Annotated in this window: 23 protein-coding genes; 19 read left to right on the plus strand and 4 right to left on the minus strand. The window is 53.4% G+C overall.

The features are described from left to right. Positions 1–61: 61 nt before the first annotated feature. The 5 genes from AACY82_RS00230 (at position 62) to AACY82_RS00250 (ending at position 5,556) form a co-directional block, all read left to right on the plus strand. A complete protein-coding gene (locus AACY82_RS00230) occupies positions 62–1,105 on the plus strand; it encodes an aliphatic amidase (RefSeq protein WP_041522836.1) in 1,044 nt (347 codons plus the stop codon). Positions 1,106–1,166: 61 nt separating this feature from the next. After that, positions 1,167–2,237 carry an AAA family ATPase gene (locus AACY82_RS00235; protein ID WP_339614746.1) on the plus strand — a complete coding sequence of 357 codons (1,071 nt, stop codon included), beginning with the start codon at positions 1,167–1,169 and terminating at the stop codon, positions 2,235–2,237. Between the two features lie 264 nt (positions 2,238–2,501). Then, positions 2,502–3,734 carry a formamidase gene (gene fmdA / locus AACY82_RS00240; protein WP_041522837.1) on the plus strand — a complete coding sequence of 411 codons (1,233 nt, stop codon included), beginning with the start codon at positions 2,502–2,504 and terminating at the stop codon, positions 3,732–3,734. A 3-nt stretch (positions 3,735–3,737) separates the two neighbouring features. Continuing rightward, entirely contained in the window at positions 3,738–4,106 is a 369-nt protein-coding gene (locus AACY82_RS00245; RefSeq protein WP_041522838.1) for an FmdB family zinc ribbon protein, read from the plus strand. A gap of 208 nt (positions 4,107–4,314) precedes the next feature. Continuing rightward, positions 4,315–5,556, plus strand: a complete 1,242-nt coding sequence (locus AACY82_RS00250; RefSeq protein ID WP_339614747.1) for an MHYT domain-containing protein — start codon at positions 4,315–4,317, stop codon at positions 5,554–5,556. Positions 5,557–5,599: 43 nt separating this feature from the next. On the opposite strand, the gene AACY82_RS00255 is transcribed toward AACY82_RS00250, so the two are convergent. Continuing rightward, the gene (locus AACY82_RS00255) at positions 5,600–6,295 is read right to left on the minus strand and encodes an amidotransferase (protein ID WP_339614748.1); all 696 of its coding nucleotides are present in this window, start codon (positions 6,293–6,295) and stop codon (positions 5,600–5,602) included. 173 nt (positions 6,296–6,468) lie between these two features. On the opposite strand from AACY82_RS00255, the gene rhlB reads away from it, so the two are divergent. The 3 genes from rhlB to AACY82_RS00270 all read left to right on the plus strand — a co-directional run bounded on the left by rhlB (position 6,469) and on the right by AACY82_RS00270 (position 10,483). After that, positions 6,469–8,091 (plus strand): ATP-dependent RNA helicase RhlB, encoded by a 1,623-nt coding sequence (rhlB, locus tag AACY82_RS00260; protein ID WP_339614749.1) that lies wholly within the window; start codon positions 6,469–6,471, stop codon positions 8,089–8,091. Positions 8,092–8,137: 46 nt separating this feature from the next. Further along, positions 8,138–8,992: a DMT family transporter gene (locus AACY82_RS00265; RefSeq protein WP_339614750.1), complete on the plus strand. Its 855-nt coding sequence runs from the start codon at positions 8,138–8,140 to the stop codon at positions 8,990–8,992. Positions 8,993–9,064: 72 nt separating this feature from the next. Continuing rightward, entirely contained in the window at positions 9,065–10,483 is a 1,419-nt protein-coding gene (locus AACY82_RS00270) for an MFS transporter (RefSeq protein WP_339614751.1), read from the plus strand. Positions 10,484–10,491: 8 nt separating this feature from the next. Here AACY82_RS00270 and AACY82_RS00275 read toward each other — a convergent pair whose 3' ends face one another. Then, positions 10,492–10,839 (minus strand): MGMT family protein, encoded by a 348-nt coding sequence (locus tag AACY82_RS00275; RefSeq protein ID WP_339614752.1) that lies wholly within the window; start codon positions 10,837–10,839, stop codon positions 10,492–10,494. A 76-nt stretch (positions 10,840–10,915) separates the two neighbouring features. Between AACY82_RS00275 and AACY82_RS00280 the strand changes: the two genes are divergently transcribed. The 9 genes from AACY82_RS00280 (at position 10,916) to AACY82_RS00320 (ending at position 20,015) form a co-directional block, all read left to right on the plus strand. Then, positions 10,916–11,941 (plus strand): DUF481 domain-containing protein, encoded by a 1,026-nt coding sequence (locus tag AACY82_RS00280; protein WP_339614753.1) that lies wholly within the window; start codon positions 10,916–10,918, stop codon positions 11,939–11,941. Positions 11,942–11,981: 40 nt separating this feature from the next. Next, positions 11,982–12,455, plus strand: coding sequence for an FxsA family protein (locus AACY82_RS00285; protein WP_339614754.1), 474 nt, complete (start codon positions 11,982–11,984; stop codon positions 12,453–12,455). 243 nt (positions 12,456–12,698) lie between these two features. Next, on the plus strand, positions 12,699–12,989 hold the full coding sequence (gene groES, locus AACY82_RS00290; RefSeq protein WP_339614755.1) for a co-chaperone GroES: 291 nt from the start codon (positions 12,699–12,701) through the stop codon (positions 12,987–12,989). 50 nt (positions 12,990–13,039) lie between these two features. Further along, entirely contained in the window at positions 13,040–14,689 is a 1,650-nt protein-coding gene (gene groL / locus AACY82_RS00295) for a chaperonin GroEL (RefSeq protein ID WP_339614756.1), read from the plus strand. Positions 14,690–14,916: 227 nt separating this feature from the next. Beyond that, a complete protein-coding gene (locus AACY82_RS00300) occupies positions 14,917–15,498 on the plus strand; it encodes a Fe-Mn family superoxide dismutase (protein ID WP_339614757.1) in 582 nt (193 codons plus the stop codon). A gap of 208 nt (positions 15,499–15,706) precedes the next feature. Beyond that, entirely contained in the window at positions 15,707–16,495 is a 789-nt protein-coding gene (locus AACY82_RS00305) for a hypothetical protein (RefSeq protein WP_339614758.1), read from the plus strand. Positions 16,496–16,840: 345 nt separating this feature from the next. Further along, positions 16,841–18,361, plus strand: a complete 1,521-nt coding sequence (locus AACY82_RS00310) for a fumarate hydratase (RefSeq protein WP_339614759.1) — start codon at positions 16,841–16,843, stop codon at positions 18,359–18,361. A gap of 90 nt (positions 18,362–18,451) precedes the next feature. Next, on the plus strand, positions 18,452–18,790 hold the full coding sequence (locus AACY82_RS00315) for a 4a-hydroxytetrahydrobiopterin dehydratase (RefSeq protein ID WP_339614760.1): 339 nt from the start codon (positions 18,452–18,454) through the stop codon (positions 18,788–18,790). Positions 18,791–18,878: 88 nt separating this feature from the next. Then, positions 18,879–20,015, plus strand: coding sequence for a 2OG-Fe(II) oxygenase (locus AACY82_RS00320; protein ID WP_339614761.1), 1,137 nt, complete (start codon positions 18,879–18,881; stop codon positions 20,013–20,015). Here the strand turns inward: AACY82_RS00320 and AACY82_RS00325 are convergent. Beyond that, positions 20,012–20,737, minus strand: a complete 726-nt coding sequence (locus AACY82_RS00325; RefSeq protein WP_339614762.1) for a spermidine synthase — start codon at positions 20,735–20,737, stop codon at positions 20,012–20,014. The two genes, AACY82_RS00320 and AACY82_RS00325, sit on opposite strands and share 4 nt — an antisense overlap. 47 nt (positions 20,738–20,784) lie before the next feature. Then, complete coding sequence (can, locus tag AACY82_RS00330; RefSeq protein WP_339614763.1) at positions 20,785–21,414, minus strand: carbonate dehydratase; 630 nt, start codon at positions 21,412–21,414, stop codon at positions 20,785–20,787. Positions 21,415–21,518: 104 nt separating this feature from the next. On the opposite strand from can, the gene sbcB reads away from it, so the two are divergent. Beyond that, on the plus strand, positions 21,519–22,997 hold the full coding sequence (gene sbcB, locus AACY82_RS00335) for an exodeoxyribonuclease I (protein ID WP_339614764.1): 1,479 nt from the start codon (positions 21,519–21,521) through the stop codon (positions 22,995–22,997). Between the two features lie 183 nt (positions 22,998–23,180). Next, complete coding sequence (locus AACY82_RS00340) at positions 23,181–25,031, plus strand: methyl-accepting chemotaxis protein (protein WP_339614765.1); 1,851 nt, start codon at positions 23,181–23,183, stop codon at positions 25,029–25,031. The last annotated feature ends 70 nt before the right edge of the window (positions 25,032–25,101 follow it).

Here is a 25,101-nt window from a genome sequence, read left to right on the forward strand (position 1 = left end):
CTAAGATTCGTTTTGGTGTAACAGCCTCACGGTTGTTGCACCGGTTTTATAGGAGTAAATCATGCGTCACGGTGATATTTCCAGCAGCCCTGATACGGTCGGTGTTGCGGTGGTCAACTACAAAATGCCTCGGTTACATACTAAGGCCGAAGTGATGGACAATGCCCGTAAGATTGCCGATATGATTCTCGGCATGAAAAAAGGCTTGCCGGGGATGGATCTGGTGGTCTTCCCCGAGTACAGCACCATGGGCATCATGTACGATAACGACGAGATGATGGCTACCGCTGCCACTATCCCGGGCGATGAGACCGCTATCTTTTCCGAAGCCTGTCGGCAGGCGGATACGTGGGGTGTTTTCTCACTGACCGGTGAGCAACACGAAGATCACCCGAATAAAGCGCCTTATAACACCTTAGTGTTGATTAACAACCAGGGTGAAATTGTACAAAAATACCGTAAATGTATTCCCTGGTGTCCGATTGAGGGCTGGTATCCGGGTGACAAAACCTATGTCACCGAAGGGCCTAAAGGTATGAAGATCAGCCTGATTATTTGTGACGACGGCAATTACCCCGAAATTTGGCGCGACTGCGCCATGAAGGGCGCTGAACTGATCGTTCGCTGTCAGGGCTATATGTATCCAGCCAAAGAGCAGCAAGTGATGATGGCGAAATCAATGGCCTGGGCAAACAACTGCTATGTGGCTGTTGCGAATGCCTCGGGTTTTGACGGGGTTTATTCCTACTTCGGGCACTCGGCCATTATTGGGTTTGATGGTCGCACCTTGGGTGAATGCGGTGAAGAAGATATGGGCGTACAGTACGCTCAGTTGTCTGTCTCGCAAATTCGCGATGCACGTAAAAACGATCAATCACAAAATCACCTGTTTAAATTACTCCATCGCGGTTATAGCGGTGTACATAACTCTGGTGATGGCGATAAAGGCATCGCCGAGTGCCCGTTTGATTTCTATCGTAGCTGGGTGCTTGATGCCGAAAAAACTCAGGCCGATGTGGAAGCTCTAACACGATCGACCATTGGTGTGGCGGATTGCCCGGTAGGGAATTTGCCGGTGGACGGAAAAGAGAAGTCGGCGGATTAACCGTTTCGCTCGCCGTAACAGGCTAACCTGTTACGGCGTTTTTTAATGTCTTGAGGTAGTTGTGCCTTTTATTAATGATATGTTAGCCGAGCAAGCACAAGGTACACCAGCGCCGGCTGTAAATACCCGCCCAGCGGCTACTCGATTAGGGCAAACCCGGTTTCGTTTTGACTTGCCTAAAGCCAAAGAGCGATTGCGCGAGCGCATTGTCGGGCAGCCCGAGGCGATGGCGGCACTTGATGATGCGTTAGATGTGATCAAGGCTGATATAGCCGACCCCGATCGACCCTTGTGGTCGGCACTACTGGCGGGGCCTACTGGCGTAGGCAAAACAGCAACGGTAAAAGCGCTCGCTGAAGTACTAACGGGTAGAGCGGATAATTTTTGTCGTATCGATATGAACACCTTGTCGCAGGCTCATTACAGTGCAGCGCTATCTGGCGCCCCACCGGGGTATGTTGGCAGTAAAGAAGGGCACACATTATTTGATGCGGCGCAGATCGCCGGTGATTATTCTACGCCCGGCATTGTATTGTTTGACGAGGTTGAGAAAGCAAGCCCAGAAGTATTGCGGGCCTTGCTAAACGTATTGGAAGACGGCCACCTGCGCTTAAGCGCCGGTGAAAAAAGTCTCGATTTTCGCAACACCCTGCTACTAATGACCAGTAACCTGGGCGGGCGTCAGTTAAGCGCCTGGCTTAAACGCTCAAGCTGGTGGCCAGGGAGAGGTGGTGCCGATTTGCCCCGTCGTGTTCAGCGGCAAGTGCACGAGCAAATAGAAGCATTTTTTGCCCCAGAGTTTATTAACCGGTTGGATCGGGTGCTTATTTATCGCCCCCTGGGAGACACCCATACCCACAGTCTTTTAGAGTTGGAGCTAGATCGATTAAATCGGCGGCTCAACAAAAAAGGTTGGCGCCTAACGCTGACGGCTGAGGCTTATGAGGGGCTCGGTAAGAACGCTCTGGACAACCGTTACGGCGCCCGCTCAGTAAGACGGCTAGTGCGCGATGCTGTTGAAGCGCCGCTGGCGAGCTTTTTATTGCAGGCGGGCGCTGAGTCTACTTCTCCTGAGTTGTGCCTGGCCGAAGGGCACTGGCAATCGGGCCAGCTTATTTTTATCGCACGTTAATATTAGTTGCTATAAGCACGGCGCTGGCAATCCGGCTGGCGCCGCGCTTATGCTATGTTCCGTCACCCGTCACCCGTCACCCGTCACCCGTCACCCGTCATCCGTTTTTCGTCCCCATTTAAGCAATGCGTCAAATGACGTAGTTCGCGGGCTATTTGTCGTATTGCCGATTTTGCTCCCGAATTCGATACTGAGCCCACATTCGCAGTCAGCCGCAATCGCGTCCTTACTGCATTATTGCTGAGCTATTCAGGAGCCTAAGTCATGACAGAAACGATCGTCAAAATCGATTTATCCAAGTCGGCCTATGAGAACGACATGATTCACAACCGTTGGCATCCGGACATTCCGATGGTGGCAACGGTTAAGCCCGGCGACGATTTTATTATGGAGTGCTACGACTGGACCGGTGGCCAGATCGAGAACAACGATAACGCCGACGACGTGCGCGATGTCGATCTTACTCAGGTGCATTTTCTGTCCGGGCCGGTCGGTGTTGAAGGTGCGGAGCCGGGCGACTTGCTGGTGGTTGATATTCTTGATATTGGTGCATTTCAAGAGAGCCAGTGGGGGTTTAACGGTTTCTTCTCTAAGCAAAACGGCGGTGGCTTTTTAACCGAGCACTTCCCCGATGCGCAGAAGTCGATCTGGGATTTTAACGGTATGTTTACCAAGTCTCGCCACATTCCGGGCGTTGAGTTTGCGGGCCTGATTCACCCGGGGTTGATTGGCTGCTTGCCATCCAAAGACCTTTTGGATACCTGGAATGAGCGTGAGAAAGAGCTCTATGACACCAACCCGGATCGGGTGCCCACGTTGGCAAACTTGCCGTACGCCGATACCGCCCATATGGGGCGTATGAAGCCCGATGAAGCAAAAGTAGCGGCGGCTGAAGGGGCCCGTACCGTACCGCCACGTGAGCACGGCGGTAACTGCGATATTAAAGATCTGTCGCGCGGCTCTAAGGTGTACTTCCCCGTTTACGTAAAAGGCGGTGGCTTGAGCGTGGGTGATTTGCACTTTAGCCAGGGCGACGGTGAGATCACCTTCTGTGGTGCGATCGAAATGGCCGGCTGGATTCATATGCGGGTTAACCTGGTTAAAAACGGTATGGAGATGTACGGTGTTAAAAACCCAATCTTCAAGCCGAGCCCGATCAAGCCGGTATACGATGATTACGTGATTTTTGAAGGTATCTCGGTCGATGAAGATGGCGGTCAGCACTTCTTGGATGTGAATGTCGCCTACCGTCAGGCCTGTTTAAACGCCATCGAGTTTTTGACTAAGTTTGGGTATAGCAAGGCGCAGGGCTACGCGCTCTTGGGTTGTGCGCCGGTACAAGGCCATATCAGTGGGGTGGTGGATGTGCCAAATGCCTGCGCTACTTTGTGGCTGCCAACCGAAATCTTTGATTTTGATATTAATCCGACGGCAGAAGGGCCAAAGAAAATGGTCGATGGCACCATCGATATTCCACTGTCGAAAGATAAGGAGTAAGTCATGCCTGTCTACGATTACCGTTGCACTGAACACGGTGTGTTTAACCAGCTAGCCACTATCGCTCAAAGTGCTGAGCCGGCTCCGTGCCCCCAGTGCGGCACAATGGCCGGTCGGGTGATTATGGTGTCGCCAACGATGTTGGATATGGCGCCCGGTAATCGTGACGCCCACGCGCGCAATGAAAAAGCGCGCGAGGCGCCACGCTTCTCTAACCCTGAGTCCCGTCTCGAGGACAAAGCGCGGCGCGAGCACAAACATGGTAAAGGGTGTGGTTGCAGCGATCGATCGGTGCGTAAGTCGCAAGTGCTTTACACGCCTGATGGCAGTAAGATCTTTCCGTCGGCTCGGCCGTGGATGATCAGCCATTGATTCCGAAAGGGTAAGATTTCTTGTTTGAGGTTTGGGGAGCTTTGCTCCCCTTTTTTTTGCCCCAAGGAGAGTGGTGAATAGTTGTCGGGTGCGGTTAGGTTGCGGTTGCGCTGATTTACATAAGTTTACATTTTGCGGTGATCTTTTGTTCACTTTGGCGCGTAAAATCGCCAGCCTTTAAATTTTGTACCGCTATTGGAACCCTATTATGTCAGGTAGTTATAACCTAACGCTGGTTTTTGCCTCGTATTGTGTGGCTGTTATCGCCGCTTACACCGCGATTTATTTTGGCACGCGAATTTTTAGTATGCACGACGGTGCCGGCCGCAAATTTTGGCTGGGTATGGGGGCTGTCTGCTTGGGTTCGGGCATTTGGTCGATGCACTTTGTGGGTATGAGTGCCTATACGATGCCCGCGGGCATGACTATGAGCTTTAGCGCGCCCTTGACGGTTTTGTCGTGGATTCCCGCGGTATTGGCGTCGGCACTGGCGCTGTATGTGATTACCCGACCTAATGTCAGCGCCCTGAGTATTGTCGCCAGTGCGGTGATTATGGGGGCGGGTATTTGCGCGATGCACTACGGCGGTATGTACGCCATGCGTATGGACCCGCAAATTCAATATGACGCGCTTATCGTGGCTATCTCGGCGGTGATTGCTGTGGTGGCCTCGGGGGCGGCGTTGGTTATCTGTCGCCAAGTGCGAGTGGTGCCTGCCAAATACGCCATGGCGGTAAAGGGTGTGGCCGCTTTAGTGATGGGAGCGGCTATTTGCGGTATGCATTATACCGGTATGGCGGCGGCAAGTTATCCAATGAACTCCATGGCCGCACAGAGCAATACATTGCAAGGGCAGTGGATGGGTATTCCCACGGCGATCGTCGCCAGTATTGTGTTGTTGTTGGCACTGATTGTCGCGTATCGCGATTTTAAACAAGCCGAGAGTGAGCGCCGTAGCGCCGCCCAGGCTCACGATAAAGTCATTGAAAATGCGTTTGTCGATCAAGCCACTGGGCTTGCCAATCGCACTCGCTTTGAGCAGCTGTTAATGCAAAAGATGGCAACGCAACATAGCCGTTTTAGTTTGCTTTATATTGAAATGAATGGTTATCGTGATTTAAACAATGCCCTGGGCGAGCAGGCGGCGCAGCAAATGGCTCAGGAGTTTGCCGGGGCTGTCCGCAGCGGGCTGGGTGATGCCAGTGAGTTGGCGCGTTACAGTAGTTCTGGGTTTATCGCTCTTGTGCCCGAGCTTAGCAATAATACCTTGGCGAATACGTTTGCCCAGCTAAAGCGCACAGTTGGCCAAATCAAATACGCGCCGTCTTACGGTCAGTGGTCGTTGGGGTACAGTAACTACCCGGACTCGGCAAGTAATAGTCGGTTATTGGTGCGCGCGGCGCAAAAAACGCGCTATACCATGGACTACCAAGCTCAGACCGCGTCATAAAGTGTCATAGGCGCCGCTCGCGAGCGATGACGGCGCCGGTGGTTCACTCAATATCGGCATTAGCCATGATCTCTATGGCGTGCGCCATTAATACCCGGATAGCCGCAAATTGCTTAGCGGAGCCGGTAATGGCGTCCGCCGATTGCACATAGCGGCTGCCGTCCAGTTCATCGCCACAGTGTTTAAGTAACGCCTGGGCCGAGTCGGTTGTTGTCTCTAGGTGAAATTGCAGGGCAAGAACCCGTGTGCCAAAGGCAAAGGCTTGCTGTTCGCAGGCCTCGCTGGCGGCTAGCGGCAGTGCTCCTTGGGGGAGGGCGAAGGTGTCCCCGTGCCAGTGAAACACTGTTGGATTGCTGGCGAATAAAGGACCGTAAATCGAGCGCGTGGGCACCCCTTGTATCGGGTGCCAACCGATCTCTCGGTGGCGGCCGGGCGTTACCGGCGCACCCAGCGCGCGCGCAATCAACTGTGCCCCGAGGCATATCCCTAATACCCGCTTACCACTGCTTATCGCCGTGGCAATAAGATGCTTCTCGGCGGTGAGCCACGGATACTGCGCGGTATCGTCGACATTCATGGGGCCGCCCATAACCACCAGCCAATCAAACTCATCTTGTTCTGGCAATGGCTCGTTGCGGTACAGGTGGTGGGTAGTAATGCAATACCCCCGCGCGGCAAACTCATCGGCCATGCTGCCGATGCCCTCAAACGGCACGTGCTGTAATACACTAATACGCATGTTAAAAAGCTCCCTAGTTTCAGAGCGTAATCATAGCCGCTTTAAAGGGCTTAGCACAGTCTCACTGGGGCGCACGGGGCACGTCACTATGCGAGGCTTTAGCGCCCGTAAAGGGCTAATAGCGGCGTAATCGTGTATACTCCGCCCACATTTTAATCAACAGGTGTTCTATTTTGATCGCAAAGCTGTTCAAAAAGATTGTCGGTGGCGACAGCTCGCCGAAGCAAACGGCAAAACCCAATCAAGACGCCGACGCGCCCAAGACCGCGCGCGGCCCTAAAAATAAGCCGGGCGATAAAACCAACGCCAAGCCTAAATCGGGCGGTAGCAAAGGTGGGGCAAATAACCGCAATAAGCGTGATGGTAAGGCCTCCAGCAAAGATAGCGCCGATACGCGCGCGCCTAAGAATACTAGCTCCAGCCGGGAGCGTTCGGGCAAAAGCGCTAAGCGCCCGCCCAAGCAGCCTTGGGATATCTCTCAGTTTCCGGTCCCGGAAGTGGCAGGCAAAGTGCGTTTCCATGACTTCCACTTAGATAACGATCTGATGCATGCCATTGCTGACTTAGGCTTTGAGTACTGTTCGCCGATTCAGGGGCAGTCGTTGCCCTTCGCCCTAAAAGGGCGCGATGTGGTGGGTAAGGCCCAGACCGGGACAGGGAAAACCGCCGCCTTTTTAACGGCGATTATTGAAGATTTATTGAAGCACCCCTTAGAGGAGCAGCGCTACGCCGGTGAGGCGCGAGCGCTGGTGATTGCACCGACCCGTGAGCTGGTGATGCAAATCGCGGAAGACGCCGAGCTGCTGTGTAAATACACTGACCTGCAAGTGCATACCTTGGTGGGTGGTATGGATTACGGCAAACAGCAACGGCGTCTCAACGATAGTTTGGTGGATATTCTGGTGGCGACACCGGGGCGTTTGTTGGACTTTTGTCGCAATAAAGATGTGCATTTGGATCAGCTCGAGATCATGGTGATCGATGAAGCCGACCGCATGTTGGATATGGGTTTTATTCCGCAGGTGCGGCAAATTGTGCGGCAAACACCGCGCCGCGAAGAGCGTCAAACCTTGTTCTTCTCGGCCACCTTTACCGATGAAGTGCACCGCTTGGTAGATCAGTGGACCAATAATCCCGAGACCATTGTGATCGAGCCGGAAAGCGTGGCCACCGATACAGTAACCCAATATGTGTATCTGGCCAGCACCGATGAAAAATACACCTTGCTCTACAATTTGATCCAAGATGAGTCGGTCGAGAGCATGATTGTATTCGCCAACCGCCGCGACGAATGCCGCCGGCTAGAAGATAAGCTCAAGCGCCACGGTATTAAAGTCGGCTTGCTGTCTGGCGAGATCGCCCAGAATAAACGCGTGTCCACCCTTAACGCCTTTAAAGATGGCGCCATTAAGGTGCTGGTTGCAACCGATGTTGCCGGCCGCGGGATTCATATCGATGGTATCAGTCATGTGGTGAACTTTACCTTGCCGGAAGAGCCCGAAGATTACGTTCACCGGATTGGCCGCACTGGCCGCGCGGGCAATAGCGGCACGTCTATTAGTTTTGCCTGTGAAGACGACGCCTTTTTGTTGGAGCCGATTCAGCAGTTGCTAGGCAAACCATTGCCCTGTGAGCAGCCGCCCGAGGCGCTGTTGGCCGAGATGCCGCCGATGGCGCCAGCGCCGCGCCGCAGTAGTAGTGATCGCTCGTCGCGCAGTGGCGGGGGCGGTCATAAGCGCGGCCCGAGCCGGGGTAATAGCCGTGGTCCGCGAGGTGGTCATCGCTCTTCGCGCTGATCGTATAATGTCTTTGTGATGGCGGGCCGGGCTCGTCCCCAAATTTATGTATAGCGCTCGTTCGGCAATGTTTACCTTGCACCTGACGGTCGTGCTCATGGGCGCGACCGGCATCTTTGCGCGGATTATCGATTTGCCCGCGTGGGAGATTACCGGTTACCGAACCGCGATTGCCGCGCTGGTGTTGTTTGCGTGGGTGCAGTGGCGCGAGGGTACTATTCGTCTTAGCAGCGCCCGCGCTTATGGTCGCATGCTGGTGTTGGGCTTATTACTTGGCCTACACTGGATTACCTACTTTCAGGCCATGCAGGTATCCAGCGTTGCCATCGGTATGATTGCATTGTTTGCCTACCCGGTGATGACCGTCTTTCTCGAACCCTTCTTTACCCGTATTCGGCTTAATTGGCGCGACTTAGTCAGTGGTCTGTTAGTGCTGCTGGGTATTTACTTGCTTGTGCCCGAGTTTGATTTAGCCAATAACGGAACTCAGGGTGTGCTGTGGGGGTTGCTCTCGGCGCTGTTGTTTGCCTTGCGCAATATCTTGCTGGGGCACTGGTTTAGCGATGTAAGCGCGGCTCGCTCACTCGCGTATCAAACCGCCATTACCGCCGTGATGATTGCCCCGGCATTGTTGTTGGTGGGAGAGTTGCCGCAAGTGGCGGACATCGGCCTGGTGCTGTTGCTCGGGGTCGTGTTTACAGCGGTTGCCCATACGTTACTGGGCTATTCTTTGCGTTTTTTACGGCCCAAAACTGTCGGCCTGGTCTCGTGCATGCAACCGGTTTACGGCGTACTTTATGCGTTGTTACTACTTGGCAGTGTGCCTACCGTTGCGACAATAGTCGGTGGGCTGCTGGTGTCATTGGCGGCTTTTTACGAAACTTTGCAGGTGCGGCGCTAACGGTTGAGTAGCAATGCTGCGCCCTGGGCCGATTTCTGCTAACGTTGCGCATTTGAGCAACCGGCCCGGGCTATGCAAAAAACCAGTACCGCTGCAGCCCATCCTTGGCTTGCGGCATTTAAGCAATACCGCGATATTCGCCTGCTGTATGTATTTTTACTGGGCTGTTCGTCTGGTTTCCCCTTCGTTTTAATTGGTTCTAATTTAACCGGCTGGTTAACCGACGCCGGCATCTCGCGCGCCGAGGTAGGGCTGATCGGCGCTGTGTTCGTCGTTTACGCTATCAATTTTTTGTGGGCGCCGCTGCTCGATAGGGTGCAATTGCCGTTTTTTACTCGCCGTTTAGGGCTGCGTCGCAGCTGGATTTTTTGCCTGCAAGGTTTGATGCTACTGCTGATTGTGGGGGTGGTTGGTACTCAGCCCGCCGTCAGTTTGCTGTGGACGGGTATTTTAGCCTTGGGTATTGCCATTTGCTCTGCCACTCACGATATCGCGATAGATGCTTACCGTATTGAAATTATCGGCAGTGATGCCGGCCGGGTTCCGGCAGCCTCGGCGGTGAGTATTATCGGTTGGTGGACGGGCTATTCTCTGCCGGGCTATTTGGCTTTTGCCAATGCCGATGTGGTCGGTTGGTCGGGCGTGTATTTGTGGATGGCGCTGGTGATGGCGTTATTGATGGTGTTTACCTTGCTCGTACGCGAGCCGGTGACGGACCGCGAACAGCTGCAAGCGGCCGCGCAGTTGCGCTATGCCGGCGCGCTAAAGGCGGGCAGTGGGCGTATTGATCGTATCTTGGTGTGGCTGAGCGTGACGGTGATTGAGCCGTTTGCTGATTTCTTTCGGCGCAACGGATGGCGCCTGGCGGTGTCGATACTGCTGTTTGTCTTTTTGTTTAAGATTGGCGAGGCATTTTTAGGGCGTATGTCGATTGTGTTTTACCGCGAGATCGGCTTCTCCAATGAAGATATTGCCCACTATTCAAAGTTGATCGGCTGGGGGTTAACGGTCGGTTTTACTTTACTGGGCAGCACCATCAATATTCGTTACGGTATTGTACGCGGCTTGTTTATTGGCGGTGTGGCCATGGCCGCTAGCAACTTAATGTTTGCCTGGATTGCCGTAACCGGCCCCGATGAAAGACTATTTATGGCGGCGATTGTCGTCGATAACTTTTGTGCGGCTTTTTCGACGGTGGCGTTTGTCTCGTTGCTTACCTGGCTTACCGGCCGCGCGTTTTCGGGCGCGCAATACGCGCTGCTGGCGTCGCTTGGCAACTTAGGCAGAACCACTTTGGCCTCTGGCAGTGGTACCTTGGTCGATTGGCTGGGCGGTAACTGGGCGTTATTTTTTGTGTTGACGGCGGTGATGGTGATGCCGGGGCTAATATTGTTGCTGGTGATTGGACGCCAGCTTAAACCTGATCGCGAGAGCCATCAGCGCGACCGGGTAGAGCGCCCTCAGCCAGATCGTGAACCCTCAGCCCGTTGACGGGGCGGTTACTCGGCAAGCCAGCGATAATGCGCAAGCCGAATACGCTCGCCCCGAAACACGACGCCTTCGGCCTCAAGCCGTGTGCGTTGACGATTGGCCGCGTCGGAGCCGGCTGGCAGTGACAGCTTGCCGCTAGCCGCCACGACCCGGTGCCAAGGCAATAGGGTGTCGTTTGGCAGGGCGCGCAATAGCCTGCCGGCCCAGCGGGCCGCGCCAGGGCGGCCCGCCAGTGCGGCCAACTGGCCGTAGGTGATAACTCGCCCTGCGGGTACCCGGGCCAGTACAGTGTAAAGTGCCGTGTAAAACGGATCGGGCGGCTTGTCAGTAAGTTGAGGCGTCTGCATGGATCGCATAAGAATTCCTTGAATAAAGCTAATGTGGGATGCGTTAGCTCGTTTGAATTAGTGTAATGCGAGAGTGGTTGCGAGTGTGAAAAAACTGGGACTCATTGTACTTTTATTGCTTAACGCGAGTGCGGCGCAGGCGGGGTTCGTCGAGTTGTTTAATGGCGACCGTCTGGAGGGGGACTTTGTTAAGCTCGATGGCGAGTCACTGGTGTGGGGCAGTAGTAATTTTGGCGATGTGAAAATAGCCCGTTCTAAAATCAAAAACATCAGCACGACTATGCCAATGAAATTAAGTGGCAGTGCGACACCGTGCTTGATCGACGGTATGAAACAGGAGTACTTGTTTTACTCCTGTGGGGGTGACCCGGATCAACGCAGTGTGCCCTTGGCGTCGCTCGAGATCATGCTGCCGTTCGAGAGTCATATCGAAGGCGAGTATATTTATCGGGGTAAGTTTGGCCTGTCGGGCTTTTTTGCCGAGGGCAACGACATTCGCAGCGATATAAAGATGAAGACCCATATCGAGTATCGCCGCAGTGAGTTTCGTCACAACGCCAATATTGAATACGCCAGCTACTCTTCTGATCGCGAAGCGCCCGATGAGCTGTGGCTGGGGCGCTACACGCTGGATTGGTTTTTTCGCGAGCGCTGGTTCTGGACCAATGATGTCTCCGTTGGCGCCGATGAGTCCCGCGGTGTTGAACAGTACTACACGTTAGGTAGTGGTACCGGTTATCAGTTTTGGGAAAACTCAGATACCGCCCTAGCGCTTACTGCCGGGCTCACGTACTTGAACGAAAAGTACGAGATACCCGATGAGCCAGAAGATGACTTTAGTGAAGTGAATGAACGGTTTGCTTTACGCCTGGGAACTAACTTCCGCTATCTGCTGCCTTTTGGCGTATCGTTTTTCCATGAAAATGAAATCACCCGATCACTCGAAGACAGCAGTGATTGGCGCCTGACCTCAGGGACCGGGCTGAGCACCTTGCTGGCGGGCAGTTTGTACTCTGAGGTCAAGGTCGATTACAACATCGACAACCAACCGCAGCAAGACAAAGAACGCGAAGACACCCGCCTGATGGTGGGGGTAAGTTACGAGTGGTAGCGCTTCAACGCTATTAAACCGAGCACACCGGAGAGCCCAGATGCCGATATTCTTTATTCTTTTTATTGTTGTTCCACTGTTGGAGATTGGCCTGTTTATTCAGGTGGGTAGCCGGATTGGGGCGATGCCCACGGTGGCGCTGGTGGTATTGACCGCCGTTTTTGGCGTGTTGCTGCTGCGCTGGCAAGGGCTGGCGACACTGATGCGCGCCCGCAGTCGCATGCAGCAGGGGCAAATGCCTGCAAGGGAGATGGTAGAGGGTATTATGCTGGCTTTTGCCGGTGCGATGCTGTTAACCCCGGGCTTTTTTACCGATACCCTAGGTTTTGTTTTGTTGATACCCGCTTGTCGGCACGCCTTGTTTAACGCTCTGGGTAAGCGCATTGTAGTAGGGGGTGCAAGCATGAACCCCGGCCGGGCCGGGCCTACTCACCCGGCCGATGGTGATGTTTACGATGGCGAGTTTAGCCGTACTGACGACGTAAAAAACGACCCCTCACTGCCTAAAAAGTGATCGCCTTGGTGTGGTCTAGACTAAATCCTTGCAAAACCTCTGCTTTTTTTGCTTTTTTCCTGTTTGAGCCATTGAAATACTCAGTGGCCAACCCCACCTTTTGAGCAAGTTCGCAAGTGTGTGGCGATGGCTGCGCGCAATATCCGAATTTTTGCCGGTTCGGCAAAGGTCCGGGGTAACCCGGGTTTGACATTGTTGTTACTACCTTTTGTTACTACATCTGTTAGTTGGAGATAGAAGTCCATGAATATTCGTCCGTTACATGATCGCGTTGTGGTTCGCCGCAAGGAAGAAGAGCAAACGACCGCTGGTGGTATTGTTTTGCCAGGCTCTGCCAAAGAAAAGCCCAATCAAGGTGAAGTTGTGGCAGTAGGTAATGGCCGCGTGCTGGATAACGGTGAGGTTCGTCCGGTAGACGTGAAAGTGGGTGACACCGTTGTATTCGGCAAATACGCCGGCAGCGACACCATCGAAGTTGAAGGTGAAGAGTTGGTGATTTTGAGCGAAGGCGATATCAAAGCCGTACTTGCTTAAGATACCCCCCTTAACGTGTTGTTGAACGATTTATTGCAAGGAATTGAATTATGTCTGCTAAAGAAGTGAAATTTGGTGATAGCGCCCGTCAGCGTATGGCAAAAGGCGTTAACATTCTGGCTGATGCCGTAAAAGCAACCTTGGGGCCCAAGGGCCGCAACGTGGTGTTAGAGAAATCTTTTGGTGCACCGACTGTCACCAAAGATGGTGTTTCTGTGGCTAAAGAAATCAGCCTGGAAGACAAGTTTGAGAACATGGGCGCGCAGATGGTGAAAGAGGTTGCCTCTAAAGCGTCTGACGATGCCGGTGACGGTACCACTACCGCGACGGTATTGGCGCAATCCATTGTTAATGAAGGTTTAAAATCAGTGGCTGCGGGCATGAACCCGATGGATCTGAAGCGCGGCATCGACAAAGCCGTGATCGCGGCGGTTGCTCACATTCAGTCTATTGCGCAACCTTGCGATACCCCTAAAGCGATTGCTCAGGTGGGTACTATCTCGGCCAATAGCGATTCGCACATCGGCGATATTATTGCCGAAGCGATGGCCAAAGTGGGCAAAGAAGGTGTGATCACCGTTGAAGAGGGCACCAGCCTTGAGAACGAGCTAGACGTCGTTGAAGGTATGCAGTTTGATCGCGGTTACTTATCCCCTTACTTTATCACCAACCAAGACAACATGATGGTTGAGCAAGACGCGCCTTACGTGTTGCTGGTCGATAAAAAAATCTCCAACATCCGCGAGCTGTTGCCAACCCTAGAAGCGGTTGCTAAGTCTGGCAAGCCGTTAGTGATTGTTGCCGAAGACGTAGAAGGCGAAGCGCTGGCCACCTTGGTGGTAAACAACATGCGCGGTATTGTTAAAGTATCAGCGTGTAAAGCGCCGGGCTTTGGTGATCGCCGTAAAGCCATGCTGCAAGACATCGCCGTACTGACTGGCGGCACTGTAATCAGCGAAGAAGTTGGCTTGGACCTAGAGAACGTGACGCTCGAGCACTTGGGTACCGCTAAGCGAGTGACCATGAGCAAAGAGAACACCACCATTGTCGATGGCGCCGGTAACGCTCAAGAAATTGAGTCGCGTGTTGGTCAACTCCGCACTCAGATCGAAGAGACTTCATCTGATTATGATCGCGAAAAACTGCAAGAGCGCGTGGCCAAGTTGGCCGGCGGTGTTGCTGTGATCAAAGTTGGTGCAGCCACTGAGATGGAAATGAAAGAGAAGAAAGCGCGCGTTGAAGATGCCCTGCACGCGACTCGCGCTGCGGTAGAAGAGGGCGTTGTGCCTGGTGGTGGTACCGCCTTGTTACGCGCTGTGGCCGCTATTATGGATCTGAAAGGTGACAACGAAGAGCAAGATGCCGGTATCGCGATCGCTCGTCGTGCGATGGAAGCGCCTCTGCGTCAAATCGTCACCAACGCCGGTGAAGAAGCCTCTGTGGTGGCCGATGTGGTTCGTAAAGGTGAAGGTAACTTCGGCTTTAACGCCGCTACTGGTGAATACGGCGATATGCTGGAAATGGGTATCCTTGATCCGGCGAAAGTAACCCGTACCGCACTGCAAGCGGCAGGTTCGGTGGCCGGCTTGATGATTACCACCGAAGCCATGGTTGCCGACAAGCCTGACGAAGGCGGTGCCGGTGGCGCGCCTGATATGGGCGGCATGGGCGGTATGGGTGGCATGGGCGGCATGATGTAAGCCCAGCCCCACTAAAGGCACCTACTTGGTAGGTGCCTTTATTTTTTTAAGAGGCGATAGTTATGGCCTCACAATTGCTTTATCTGTATAAGCATCGATCGCAAGCCCCATCGATGACAAATCTTACAAATACCGGCTGAGACTGGTGTAGTTTTTTCACGGTGTACCTTTTATCGTGCAAAATTTTAACCGTGTAGCTTTTTACCCGTGTACTTAAGGAGAACGTTATGGCTTTTGAATTACCGGAACTGCCCTACGCAAAAGATGCTTTGGCTCCACACATCTCTGAAGAGACCTTAGAATTCCATTACGGCAAACACCACAAAACCTACGTTGATAAGCTCAACGCTGCGGTACCAGGCACTGAGTTTGAAGGCAAAACTCTGGAAGAGGTGGTTAAAACTTCTAAAGGTGGTGTGTTTAACAACGCGGCACAAATTTGGAACCACACCTTTTACTGGCACTGCCTGAGCCCCAACGGTGGCGGCGCCGCTAGCGGTTCGGTGGCCAGCGCAATCGATGCAGCGTTTGGCTCTTTTGACAAGTTCAAAGAAGAGTTTACCGCGCAAGCTGTGGGTAATTTTGGTTCGGGCTGGACTTGGCTGGTTAAAAAAGCCGACGGTTCTGTGGCCATTGTTAACACCTCGAACGCTGAAACCCCGCTGACTGACGATTCAGTAACCCCGTTGCTGACCGTTGATGTGTGGGAGCACGCGTACTACATTGATTATCGCAACGCTCGTCCGAAGTACATGGACGCGTTCTGGGCACTGGTTAACTGGGAATTTGTTAACGCCAACTTTGCCTAAGTTGTTGTTTTATTGTACGAGCAAGTGCTGTGTTTATGTGCTGTAAACCAGCCCTTGTCACAAAAAACGCCGGCAATGCCGGCGTTTTTTGTATCGCAGGAACATCCCTTCTTTTTTACTGCCATAACTGTTATAACCACTACCATATTCATTGGCATGATGATTTCATGCGTTGTTGTGACTATTAGATTTGCAGTATAGGACCCTTATGGAACGCAAAGAGCCCACTCTGGGGGGAGTGATCCCCGACCGTGACGAGCATGACGATCAACCCGTACCGCGCGCAGGTGCCAATCGTGCATCGGCTGCGCATCGTCCACCGCCACCACCACCGCCATCCGATGAGCGGCAAGGGCCAGGTGCCGTTGCTGTGTTGGCGTTGTTGGTTGCTATTGCTGGCGTAGGTGGTAGTGGTTATCTAATGTGGCAATTAACCGAATCCCAAAAAGAGCTGGCCGATGCTGAGCATCGTATTGCCGGCCTAGAAACCCGGCTTAATTTAAATTCGGATCAGTCCAGCCAAACTGTGGATGAAATCCAGGACAAATTGCAGTGGGCGGACTCCGAGATCCGTAAACTTTGGGGGGTATCGCAAGACACCAACCGCAAGAGAATCGTTGCTAACGAGGATGCCTTGGCCTCAGTGAAGCGGCAGTTAAGCGCGGTCGAGAAAAGCGCCGCGAGTGCCAGTGCCAGCGCCAACGGTGTTAAGCGCGAGTTGCAAGCCCAGCTCGACAAATTGACGGCCCAGCTGACTCAGGCAAACGAGGCGGTTGCCAAGCTGAAATCCAGCGCCGATCAAATCGCAAGCTTGAGCATTGACGTGCAACGCGTATCCCAGCAGTTACCCGGGCTAAGGGATTTGGCAACTAGGGTTAAGACCAACGAAGAGGCAGTCGCCGCCATCGATGCCTACCGCCGCAACACCAACAACGATATCTTGCAGCTCAAACGGCAAATCAGTAATGCCTCTGGCGGGTCGGTAACGGCGCCGTAACGCATTAAGTTGATTGTTTTTCGTGGCGCTCGTGCCATGTACATAATGCGTACAGCGTCGGGCGCCTCCTTGGTTATCTACTGAGGGGCGTGTCCTGATCGCAGCCTTATCTAGGCGCATAGTGCGTAAGATACGTTGACGTTATGCACCCTCCCGCTAAATGGCTCGTGTAGTTTTGTCTCTGGGCAAGGATCTCTAAGCAAGTTACGGGGAGCGAGTCGTCGGCATTAATCTGTGTAGCCAGCTCATTAAAGTTCAGTGCGTATCGTAGGTGGTGCGGCTTAGTGTTACTTTGGAGATTGGTGTAAAATTGCCGGCAAAGATCCATACCCCAGAGATTTTGCTATGACTACCGTGATTAAAGAAGCCGATTTTATCGAGAGCGTCGCCGACGCCCTGCAGTTTATTTCTTATTACCACCCCGTCGATTTTATCCAGGCTGTCCACCAAGCTTACGAGCGTGAAGCTAACCCCGCCGCGAAAGACGCCATGGCACAAATTTTAATCAATTCGCGCATGTGTGCCATGGGACATCGCCCCATTTGCCAGGATACTGGCATTGTTACCGTCTTTGTAGAGGTGGGCATGGATGTACAGTGGGATGCTAGCCAAGGCGTGACCGATATGGTCAACGAGGGCGTGCGCCGCGCCTACAATAACCCCGATAACGTATTGCGCGCTTCTATTTTGGAAGATCCGGATGGTGCGCGTAAAAATACCGGTGATAATACCCCGGCGGTGATTCATTACAATATCGTGCCCGGCAACACAGTCGATGTGCACGTGGCCGCCAAAGGCGGGGGCAGTGAGGCAAAAACGAAGTTCGCCATGCTTAACCCCTCTGATTCGGTGGTTGATTGGGTGCTGGATATGGTGCCAAAAATGGGCGCGGGCTGGTGTCCACCAGGTATGTTGGGCATTGGTATTGGCGGCACCGCCGAAAAAGCCATGCTGTTGGCCAAAGAAGCACTGCTGGATCCGGTTGATATTCAGGAGCTGCAAGCGCGTGGCGCGGATAATCGCAGTGAAGAGCTGCGCTTAGAGTTATACGACAAAGTAAACCGTTTAGGGATTGGTGCGCAAGGCTTGGGCGGCCTGACCACCGTACTGGACGTTAAGGTTAAAGATTATCCCACCCACGCGGCCAACAAAGCGGTCGCGATTATCCCCAACTGCGCCGCCACCCGACACGCTCACTTTACCCTTGAGGGGGATGGGCCGGCGCTGCAGACCCCGCCTTCGCTGGATGATTGGCCAGAGATCAGCTGGGAAGTGTCCGATACCGTGCGTCGCGTAAATCTGGATACGGTTACGGCCGAAGACGTTAAACAGTGGCAACCGGGCGATACTATTTTGCTGTCGGGAAAAATGCTCACCGGCCGCGACGCCGCGCATAAAAAAATGACCGATATGCTCGCCAAAGGTGAGACATTACCCGTGGATATGACCGGGCGCTTTATCTACTACGTAGGGCCGGTCGACCCGGTGCGCGACGAGGTGGTAGGGCCTGCGGGGCCGACCACGGCAACACGCATGGACAAGTTTACTCGCACTATGCTGGAAGAAACTGGTTTGCTGGGCATGATCGGTAAAGCCGAGCGCGGTCCTATTGCAATTGAGGCTATTCGCGACAATGAATCGGTTTATCTGATGGCCGTTGGCGGCGCCGCATATTTGGTGGCACAAGCAATTAAGTCAGCAAAAGTGTTGGGCTTTCCGGAGTTGGGGATGGAGGCAATCTACGAGTTTGATGTTAAAGATATGCCCGTCACAGTCGCGGTTGATAGCAAAGGTGAGTCGGTTCACAAAACCGGTCCACAGGTATGGCGTGCCAAGATAGAAGAGGGTGTGGTGAAGGTTAGCTAATATCGCGGCTGCCACGCCTTTGGGCGTAGCAGGAACGTACCGTTTATCGGGGTGTCGCAACTAGTGAATCCAAATGATAGGAGATTGATTATGTCTGCATTACACGAGCAAACCTGCGAGGCGTGCAGCGCCGATGCAGCAAAGCTGACGAAAACGGAAATCGACAAACACGCCACTGATGTACCCGGGTGGACGGTAAAGTCTGTCGAAGGTATTCCGGTGTTGACGCGGGAGTTTGAGTTTAAAAACTTTGCCGAGGCTTTAACCTTTACCAATCAGGTTGGTGATTTGGCCGAAGAGGTTCAGCACCACCCCAAAATTGTAACCGAGTATGGCAAGGTGACGGTGGATTGGTGGACCCATAAGATCAAAGGGTTACATAAAAACGATTTTATTATGGCCGCAAAAACCAGCAAATTAGGCGATTAGGCCGCATGGATTTTCGCTGAGTGCAGCGGCGTGTAGGTAGTACATGTGCCTACTGTGCGCTCGGCGTACAGTACTAGGAGAATAAGGTTTGAAAATTATTAACCCTGATGTGGTAGCGCAGGCTTCTTTGTTGCGAGAAAAGTTTGCCTCTGCTAAGCCGTTTGGTCATGTGGTGATTGACAACTTTTTGCAGCCAGAGCTGTGTGAAACGGTATTGCAGCAGTTTCCCAGCTTTGATGAGCGACTTGCCATGAACGAGAATGGTCACGTTGGTCGCAAAGCGGTAAACGAGAAAGTGGCAAGCCTGGGCAGTGCTTATCAAGAGCTCGATAAGCTCGCGAGCTCCGATGAGTTTCGGGCCTTCGTCGGTCAAATCACGGGTTTGGATAACTTGCTTTATGATCCTTACTATTTTGGTGGTGGCAGCCACGAGAATTTATCGGGACAAGGGCTCGACGTTCACGTCGACTTTACCCACCACCCGGTGACTAACTGGCACCGCCGTCTAAATTTAATTATTTACCTTAATCACGATTGGGATCCAGCGTGGGGCGGTAACATCGAGCTGCATAAAAACCCGCGTTTGCCGCCAGAGCAAGACGAGGTAGTGACTGTGCCGCCGGTATTTAATCGCGCGGTGTTGTTTGAAACGCACAACAGCTCGTGGCACGGCTTTAAAAAAGTGCGGCTGCCTGACGAGGAAAGTGATCGGAGCCGTAAGTCATTTGCGCTTTATTACTATACCGACGATCGAGAGCAAAAGGTTCGACCGCACTCGACCATTTATGTCGAGGAACACGTAGACCCAGAGATTACCGCGCCGGGGCATACCTTAAGTGCCACTGACAGCCAGACGATTCGTGATCATGTGATGACCAGAGATCACCATTTGGGGCGCCTGTATAACAATATTACCGACCTTATGGGGCAGTTACAGGACGCGCGGGAATACATCCAACACTTGCAGCAATTTGAAGTTAAGTTTGAGGCACTGCAGCGCGAACAAGTCGCAGCGCCGCCACAAACGTTGCCGGCTTCTGACGACGCATCGAATCAAGCACCGCCGCCGATGGCCGCTAACACAGAGGCCGACATTGCGGCGCAACTGGCATTGGCAAGCTCGCGTGAACAAGCATTGCGACAACAGTTAAGCGCGATTGAGAATGCTCGTCTGTGGAAAGTATCGCAGCCGTTAAGGCGGCTCATTGATAGGATGCGAGGCTAGTCGGTCTGAGTGCGGGCAATGTACACCGAGTTGCTCGCCTCAACCTGCGCAAGCGCGTTGTAAAAACTCACAAGCTCGCTGCTCACTGTGGCGAAGACACTTTCTAGTAACTCGATAAATGATGGGTCTGGCGGGTTTTGGCTCCACATGGCAAATACGCCACCGGGTTTAAGTTGCTGTGCCATGGCGCTTAGGTTGGCTTGCGTGTAAAAGCCAGCGTTACTGCTGTTGAGAAACTCGCTGGGCGAGTGATCGATGTCCAGCAAAATGGCATCAAACAGACACTCGGGTGCGTCCGGGTCAAAGCCTACGTTGGGCTGGGCTAGTTCAAAAAAACTGCCCAGTACATAGCGGCACCGTTTATCGTTATTTAACGTCTCACCCACTGGTACCAGTTCGTTTTTGTGCCAGTTAATAACTGGCTCTAAAAACTCTACCACTAATAGCTCATCGATACGTGGATCTTTAAGCGCTGCCCTGGCGGTGTAGCCAAGCCCTAAACCGCCCACCACAACCTTAAGTTGCTCACCGGCGGTGGCGGCAAGTCCAAGGTCGGCCAGCGCCACTTCTGCGTCGACAAATAAGCTCGACATTAAAAACTCGTCGCCCAGCTTTACCTCGTAAATGTAATCATCGCCCAGCGCCGGGATCATCCGTCGGCGCAGGGAGATTTCACCTATGTCGGTGGGCTGGCTGTCTAGCTCGGCAAAGAGGCGGGCCACGTCAAATCCTTGGGCAGCCCTCGGGCTACATTGGTGTGTTAGTGGTGCTATACGATGCGGTAGCGCTCGCTAATATCGTCGGGTCCCACGATCGGGTCCATCAGATCTCGAATGATGCCGTCTTTAATACTGTAGCACCAGCCGTGTACGGTCAGCTCCTGGCCGCGCTTCCAGGCGTTTTGCACAATATTGGTGTGGGCCACGTTGGCCACTTGTTGCATCACATTGAGTTCGCACAAGCGGTCGATGCGGTCGTCTTCGTCGCCAATCGCTTCCAGCTCTTCTTGGTGGGCAAAGTACACATCGCGAATGTTGCGAATCCAGTAGTCAACGATACCAAACTGTTGGTTTTGCATAGAGGATTTAACCCCGCCGCAACCATAGTGGCCGGTAACCATAATGTGCTTAACTTTTAATACATCCACCGCAAACTGCATCACTGACATGCAGTTTAGGTCGGTGTGGACCACGAGATTGGCAACGTTGCGGTGTACAAAAAGGTCGCCCGGCATAAGGTCGACGATCTGATTGGCCGGTACGCGGCTGTCGGAGCAGCCTATCCAAAGGTATTCGGGTGATTGCTGTTGCGATAGTTTAGAAAAAAAATCAGGGTCTTCAGCTTTGATTTTTTCCGCCCAGCGGGCGTTGTTGGCAAAGAGTTCTTCCAGCTTGTTCATTGGGGTCCCCTTAAGTTTTTAAGCGTGAGCATTATATTTCAATGCGCCGCCAAAGTGTTACAGTAAAGCCACTTTTGTGGTTTTTTTGTATTTAAGGAGGGGCGGTGGCGGCCAACAACACGGGACACAACACCTTTTATTGGCACGATTACGAAACGTGGGGAGAGGTGCCGGCCAGTGATCGGCCCTCACAGTTTGCCGGGGTGCGCACGGATACCGATTTAAATGTGATCGGCGAGCCTTTAATGATCTACTGTAAGCCGCCAGAGGATTTGTTACCTAAGCCAGAGGCGTGCTTAGTGACCGGCATTGCCCCTCAGCACGCCGAGGCTCACGGTTTACCTGAAGCCGAATTTATGGCCAAAATTGCCGCCGAATTTGCGGTGGCAGGCACCTGTGGAGTGGGCTATAACTCGATTCGTTTTGATGATGAGGTAACCCGTTACGGCTTGTACCGTAACTTTTACGACCCCTACGAGCGCGAGTGGAAAAACGGTAACTCCCGCTGGGATATTATCGATATGGTGCGTATGACGCGTGCGCTGCGGCCCGAGGGTATTGAGTGGCCCAATTATGATGATGGCACGCCGTGCTTTAAGCTGGAGGCGCTTACTCAGGCCAACAACCTTGAACACGGCTTGGCCCACGATGCCTTAAGTGATGTTTACGCCACCATCGCCTTGGCTAAACTGGTTAAACGACGCCAGCCCAAATTGTTTGATTACGCCTACCGGTTGCGCAACAAGCGCTTTGCCGGCGGCATGATCGATATCGATAGTTTTAAGCCGTTGCTGCATATATCGTCGATGTTCCCTTCAAGCCAGGGCAATTGCGCACTGGTGCTGCCGTTGGCGTTCCACCCACAGAATAAAAACAGCGTTATTGCCTATAATTTGAGCGCTGCACCGGACGATTTGTTTAATCTTGAAGCCGAGGCCTTGGCCGAGCGCTTATTTGTGCGCAGCGATGAGTTGCCCGAAGGGGTGGAGCGGCTGGCACTGAAAGAAATCCACCTGAATAAATCCCCCATGCTGCTTCCCCCGGCGATGCTGGATAATGCCGCCGCAGAGCGCCTTGGCGTCGACCGCGCGCAGGCCGAAACCCATTGGCGGCGCTTTTCCGACATGACCTTAGTGGAGTCTACCGCTCTGCGCGCCAAGTTAGCTAAGCTCTACCAGAGCAGTCAATTTGCCCCGCGCACTGACCCCGAACAAATGTTGTACGACGGCTTTTTGGATGATCACGACAAACGTTTGCTCGCCATCGTGCGGCGCAGCGGTGGGCCAGAGTTGGCGGCGGACCCGCTGGATTTCCACGACCCGCGCTTGCCCGAGCTGTTGTGGCGCTATCGGGCGCGCAATTTCCCCGAGACTCTCAGCGCTGAAGAGCGCCAGCGGTGGCGCGACTTTTGTCATGCACGGCTCACAGATCCGGCAGCGGGTGCGGGGTTGGTGAAAGCCGACTTCGATCAAAGGATGAGCGCTTTGTTAGCACAAGAGGCATTAACTGCTGAGCAACAGCAGCTGCTGGTTCAGCTACAAGATTACGCCGATTCCCTGCTGCGCCGCGCTTCAGGGGGCTAAAGAAACAGCGCTATTGGACGATAGCTAAAACAAGTGGTTTAATTTTTATACGCTCCTGCGCCGACTTGTAGGCTTAGGGCTACCCTAGTAATGTCGGGTCACCACTGATAAAAACGATAAACCAGTTGAGGTCGGGTATTTATGCGTCTGTCCCTAAGAAAAAAAATAAGTGGCTCTGCCGCTGTGGCATTGATTGTAGTGGGTTCGGTGGTCGCGTGGTTAGCCTACTCGGCCGCTATGAGCCAAATGGAAAATAATATCCGCAGCCAGGTTAAAGGGATTTCCGGTACTTTTTCGCAGTACGTCAGCGATTGGTTTAGCAGTAAAGGGCGCGCGCTCGAGAGCTTTCCGGGGGAGGCCCTACCTGAGGATTATGTTACTCACCTCAACCAGGTTAAAAGGGCTGCTGATGTCGATAACGTGTTTCTCGGTTTTGAAAATGGCGATTTGGTCAATGCTAAAGAGCTAGTGCTTCCCGAGGGGAATAACGATCCGCGGATCTGGAGTTGGTATATCCACGCCAAAGAGCAGCCCAGGCAAACCGTGGTCGAAGACCCTTCGGTTGCCTCTGCCACTGGAAAAAATGTGGTATCGCTTGGGCGCGTGGTGCGCGATGGCGGCGGGCAAGTGATTGGCGTAATTGGCGCCGATGTGGTGCTCGACAGTATTGTCGAGCAGCTGCGCAGTATTAGCCTACCGGGTAACGGCTCGATGTTTATCGCTAAGCGCAAGGGGACGGTTTTTGCCCATAGCAATCAGGCACTTTTAAACGCAGAATTGGATTCGATTTCACCAGAGCTGACCACGGGTTATCTCGACCAACTACTGCGCGGCACTGATAATATCAACCTGCTTGAGGTAGAGGGTGAGACCTATCAGGTTTTTGCCGCCGAGGTGCCAAAATCTGAACTGGTACTGGTGATGATGCTTAATCGCGACGCACTGGTGGCACCAGTGCACTCGAGCCTCACCCAGCAGTTGATGGTGATCTTGCTGTTGGTGGTGATTAGTATTGTGGCGCTTAACTGGTTAATTGGTCGGTTGTTTGTGCCTTTGCATCGAGTGTCCGACGCGCTGCGCGAGATCGCCTCGGGCGGTGGCGACCTGACGCGCCGGTTACCGGAGGCTTCGAATGACGAAGTCGGTTCGCTGGCTCATAGCTTTAATCAGTTTGTTGAGCATATGCACGATTTGGTGGAGCATATTCGGCTGCAAGCCACTGAGTTGGACGCAAACGCCACGGCTACCGCAGGGCGGGCGACCGGCTCGGTGAATGAAATGCTGCATCAGCGAGAGCAGATTGACAGTGTTACCCGCGCCATGAGCGAGATGACCAACGCCACCGGCGAAATCGCCCGGCACGCAGAAAATACCGCCAACTCGGTGCACGAGGTGGTCAGCAGTGCCGGTGACGGAAAAAAACAAGTGGATACCACCACCGATTCGATTAACTCTTTGGCGCAAAAACTAGAGCAGGCCGGCGGTGTTGTCGGCTCGTTAAACGAGCGAGTGCAAGAGATTAACGGTATTTTGGCGACTATTCAGGGGATTGCCGAGCAAACCAATTTACTGGCGCTAAATGCTGCCATCGAGGCCGCCCGTGCCGGGGAGCAGGGGCGCGGTTTTGCCGTGGTGGCCGACGAAGTGCGAGTGTTGTCGCAGCGCACCCACGCTAGCACTGAAGAGATTCAAGGCATGATTAGCGCGTTGCATGACACCTCGAAAAACGCCGTCACCATTATGGACGATAGCCGCGAATTGGCCGCAGGTAGCGTCACCAACGCCCATAGTGCCTCACAGTCGCTTGTCACGATCAACGAGGCCGTTGCCACGATCAGTGCAATGGCGACGCAAATTGCCACAGCCGCCGAGCAGCAAAGTCACGTGGTGCAGGAGGTGATGCAGAATATGCAAACCATCTCGGATGTGGCCGAGCGCTCTTTGGGCGAAGCCGAGCAGGGCCAGTCGCGGGCGAAGGTGTTAAAAGAGCACTCAGAGGCACTCACAGACAAAGTGTCGACCTTCCGCCTGTAAGCGCGAGCAATACGCGTTTTCGCGCGCGAGCCCCAAGGTTATCCACAGGCGTGTTACCTAACTGTTTATC

It is taken from the genome of uncultured Gilvimarinus sp., assembly GCF_963972205.1.
Lineage (GTDB): Bacteria > Pseudomonadota > Gammaproteobacteria > Pseudomonadales > Cellvibrionaceae > Gilvimarinus > Gilvimarinus japonicus.

Coding starts and splice junctions, on each gene's coding strand:
- AACY82_RS00230 (WP_041522836.1), top strand. CDS start 62: ATGCGTCACGGTGATATTTCCAGCAGCCCTGATACGGTCGGTGTTGCG.
- fmdA (WP_041522837.1), top strand. CDS start 2,502: ATGACAGAAACGATCGTCAAAATCGATTTATCCAAGTCGGCCTATGAG.
- AACY82_RS00245 (WP_041522838.1), top strand. CDS start 3,738: ATGCCTGTCTACGATTACCGTTGCACTGAACACGGTGTGTTTAACCAG.
- AACY82_RS00250 (WP_339614747.1), top strand. CDS start 4,315: ATGTCAGGTAGTTATAACCTAACGCTGGTTTTTGCCTCGTATTGTGTG.
- AACY82_RS00255 (WP_339614748.1), bottom strand. CDS start 6,295: ATGCGTATTAGTGTATTACAGCACGTGCCGTTTGAGGGCATCGGCAGC.
- AACY82_RS00265 (WP_339614750.1), top strand. CDS start 8,138: ATGTATAGCGCTCGTTCGGCAATGTTTACCTTGCACCTGACGGTCGTG.
- AACY82_RS00270 (WP_339614751.1), top strand. CDS start 9,065: ATGCAAAAAACCAGTACCGCTGCAGCCCATCCTTGGCTTGCGGCATTT.
- AACY82_RS00275 (WP_339614752.1), bottom strand. CDS start 10,839: ATGCGATCCATGCAGACGCCTCAACTTACTGACAAGCCGCCCGATCCG.
- AACY82_RS00285 (WP_339614754.1), top strand. CDS start 11,982: ATGCCGATATTCTTTATTCTTTTTATTGTTGTTCCACTGTTGGAGATT.
- groES (WP_339614755.1), top strand. CDS start 12,699: ATGAATATTCGTCCGTTACATGATCGCGTTGTGGTTCGCCGCAAGGAA.
- groL (WP_339614756.1), top strand. CDS start 13,040: ATGTCTGCTAAAGAAGTGAAATTTGGTGATAGCGCCCGTCAGCGTATG.
- AACY82_RS00300 (WP_339614757.1), top strand. CDS start 14,917: ATGGCTTTTGAATTACCGGAACTGCCCTACGCAAAAGATGCTTTGGCT.
- AACY82_RS00305 (WP_339614758.1), top strand. CDS start 15,707: ATGGAACGCAAAGAGCCCACTCTGGGGGGAGTGATCCCCGACCGTGAC.
- AACY82_RS00310 (WP_339614759.1), top strand. CDS start 16,841: ATGACTACCGTGATTAAAGAAGCCGATTTTATCGAGAGCGTCGCCGAC.
- AACY82_RS00315 (WP_339614760.1), top strand. CDS start 18,452: ATGTCTGCATTACACGAGCAAACCTGCGAGGCGTGCAGCGCCGATGCA.
- can (WP_339614763.1), bottom strand. CDS start 21,414: ATGAACAAGCTGGAAGAACTCTTTGCCAACAACGCCCGCTGGGCGGAA.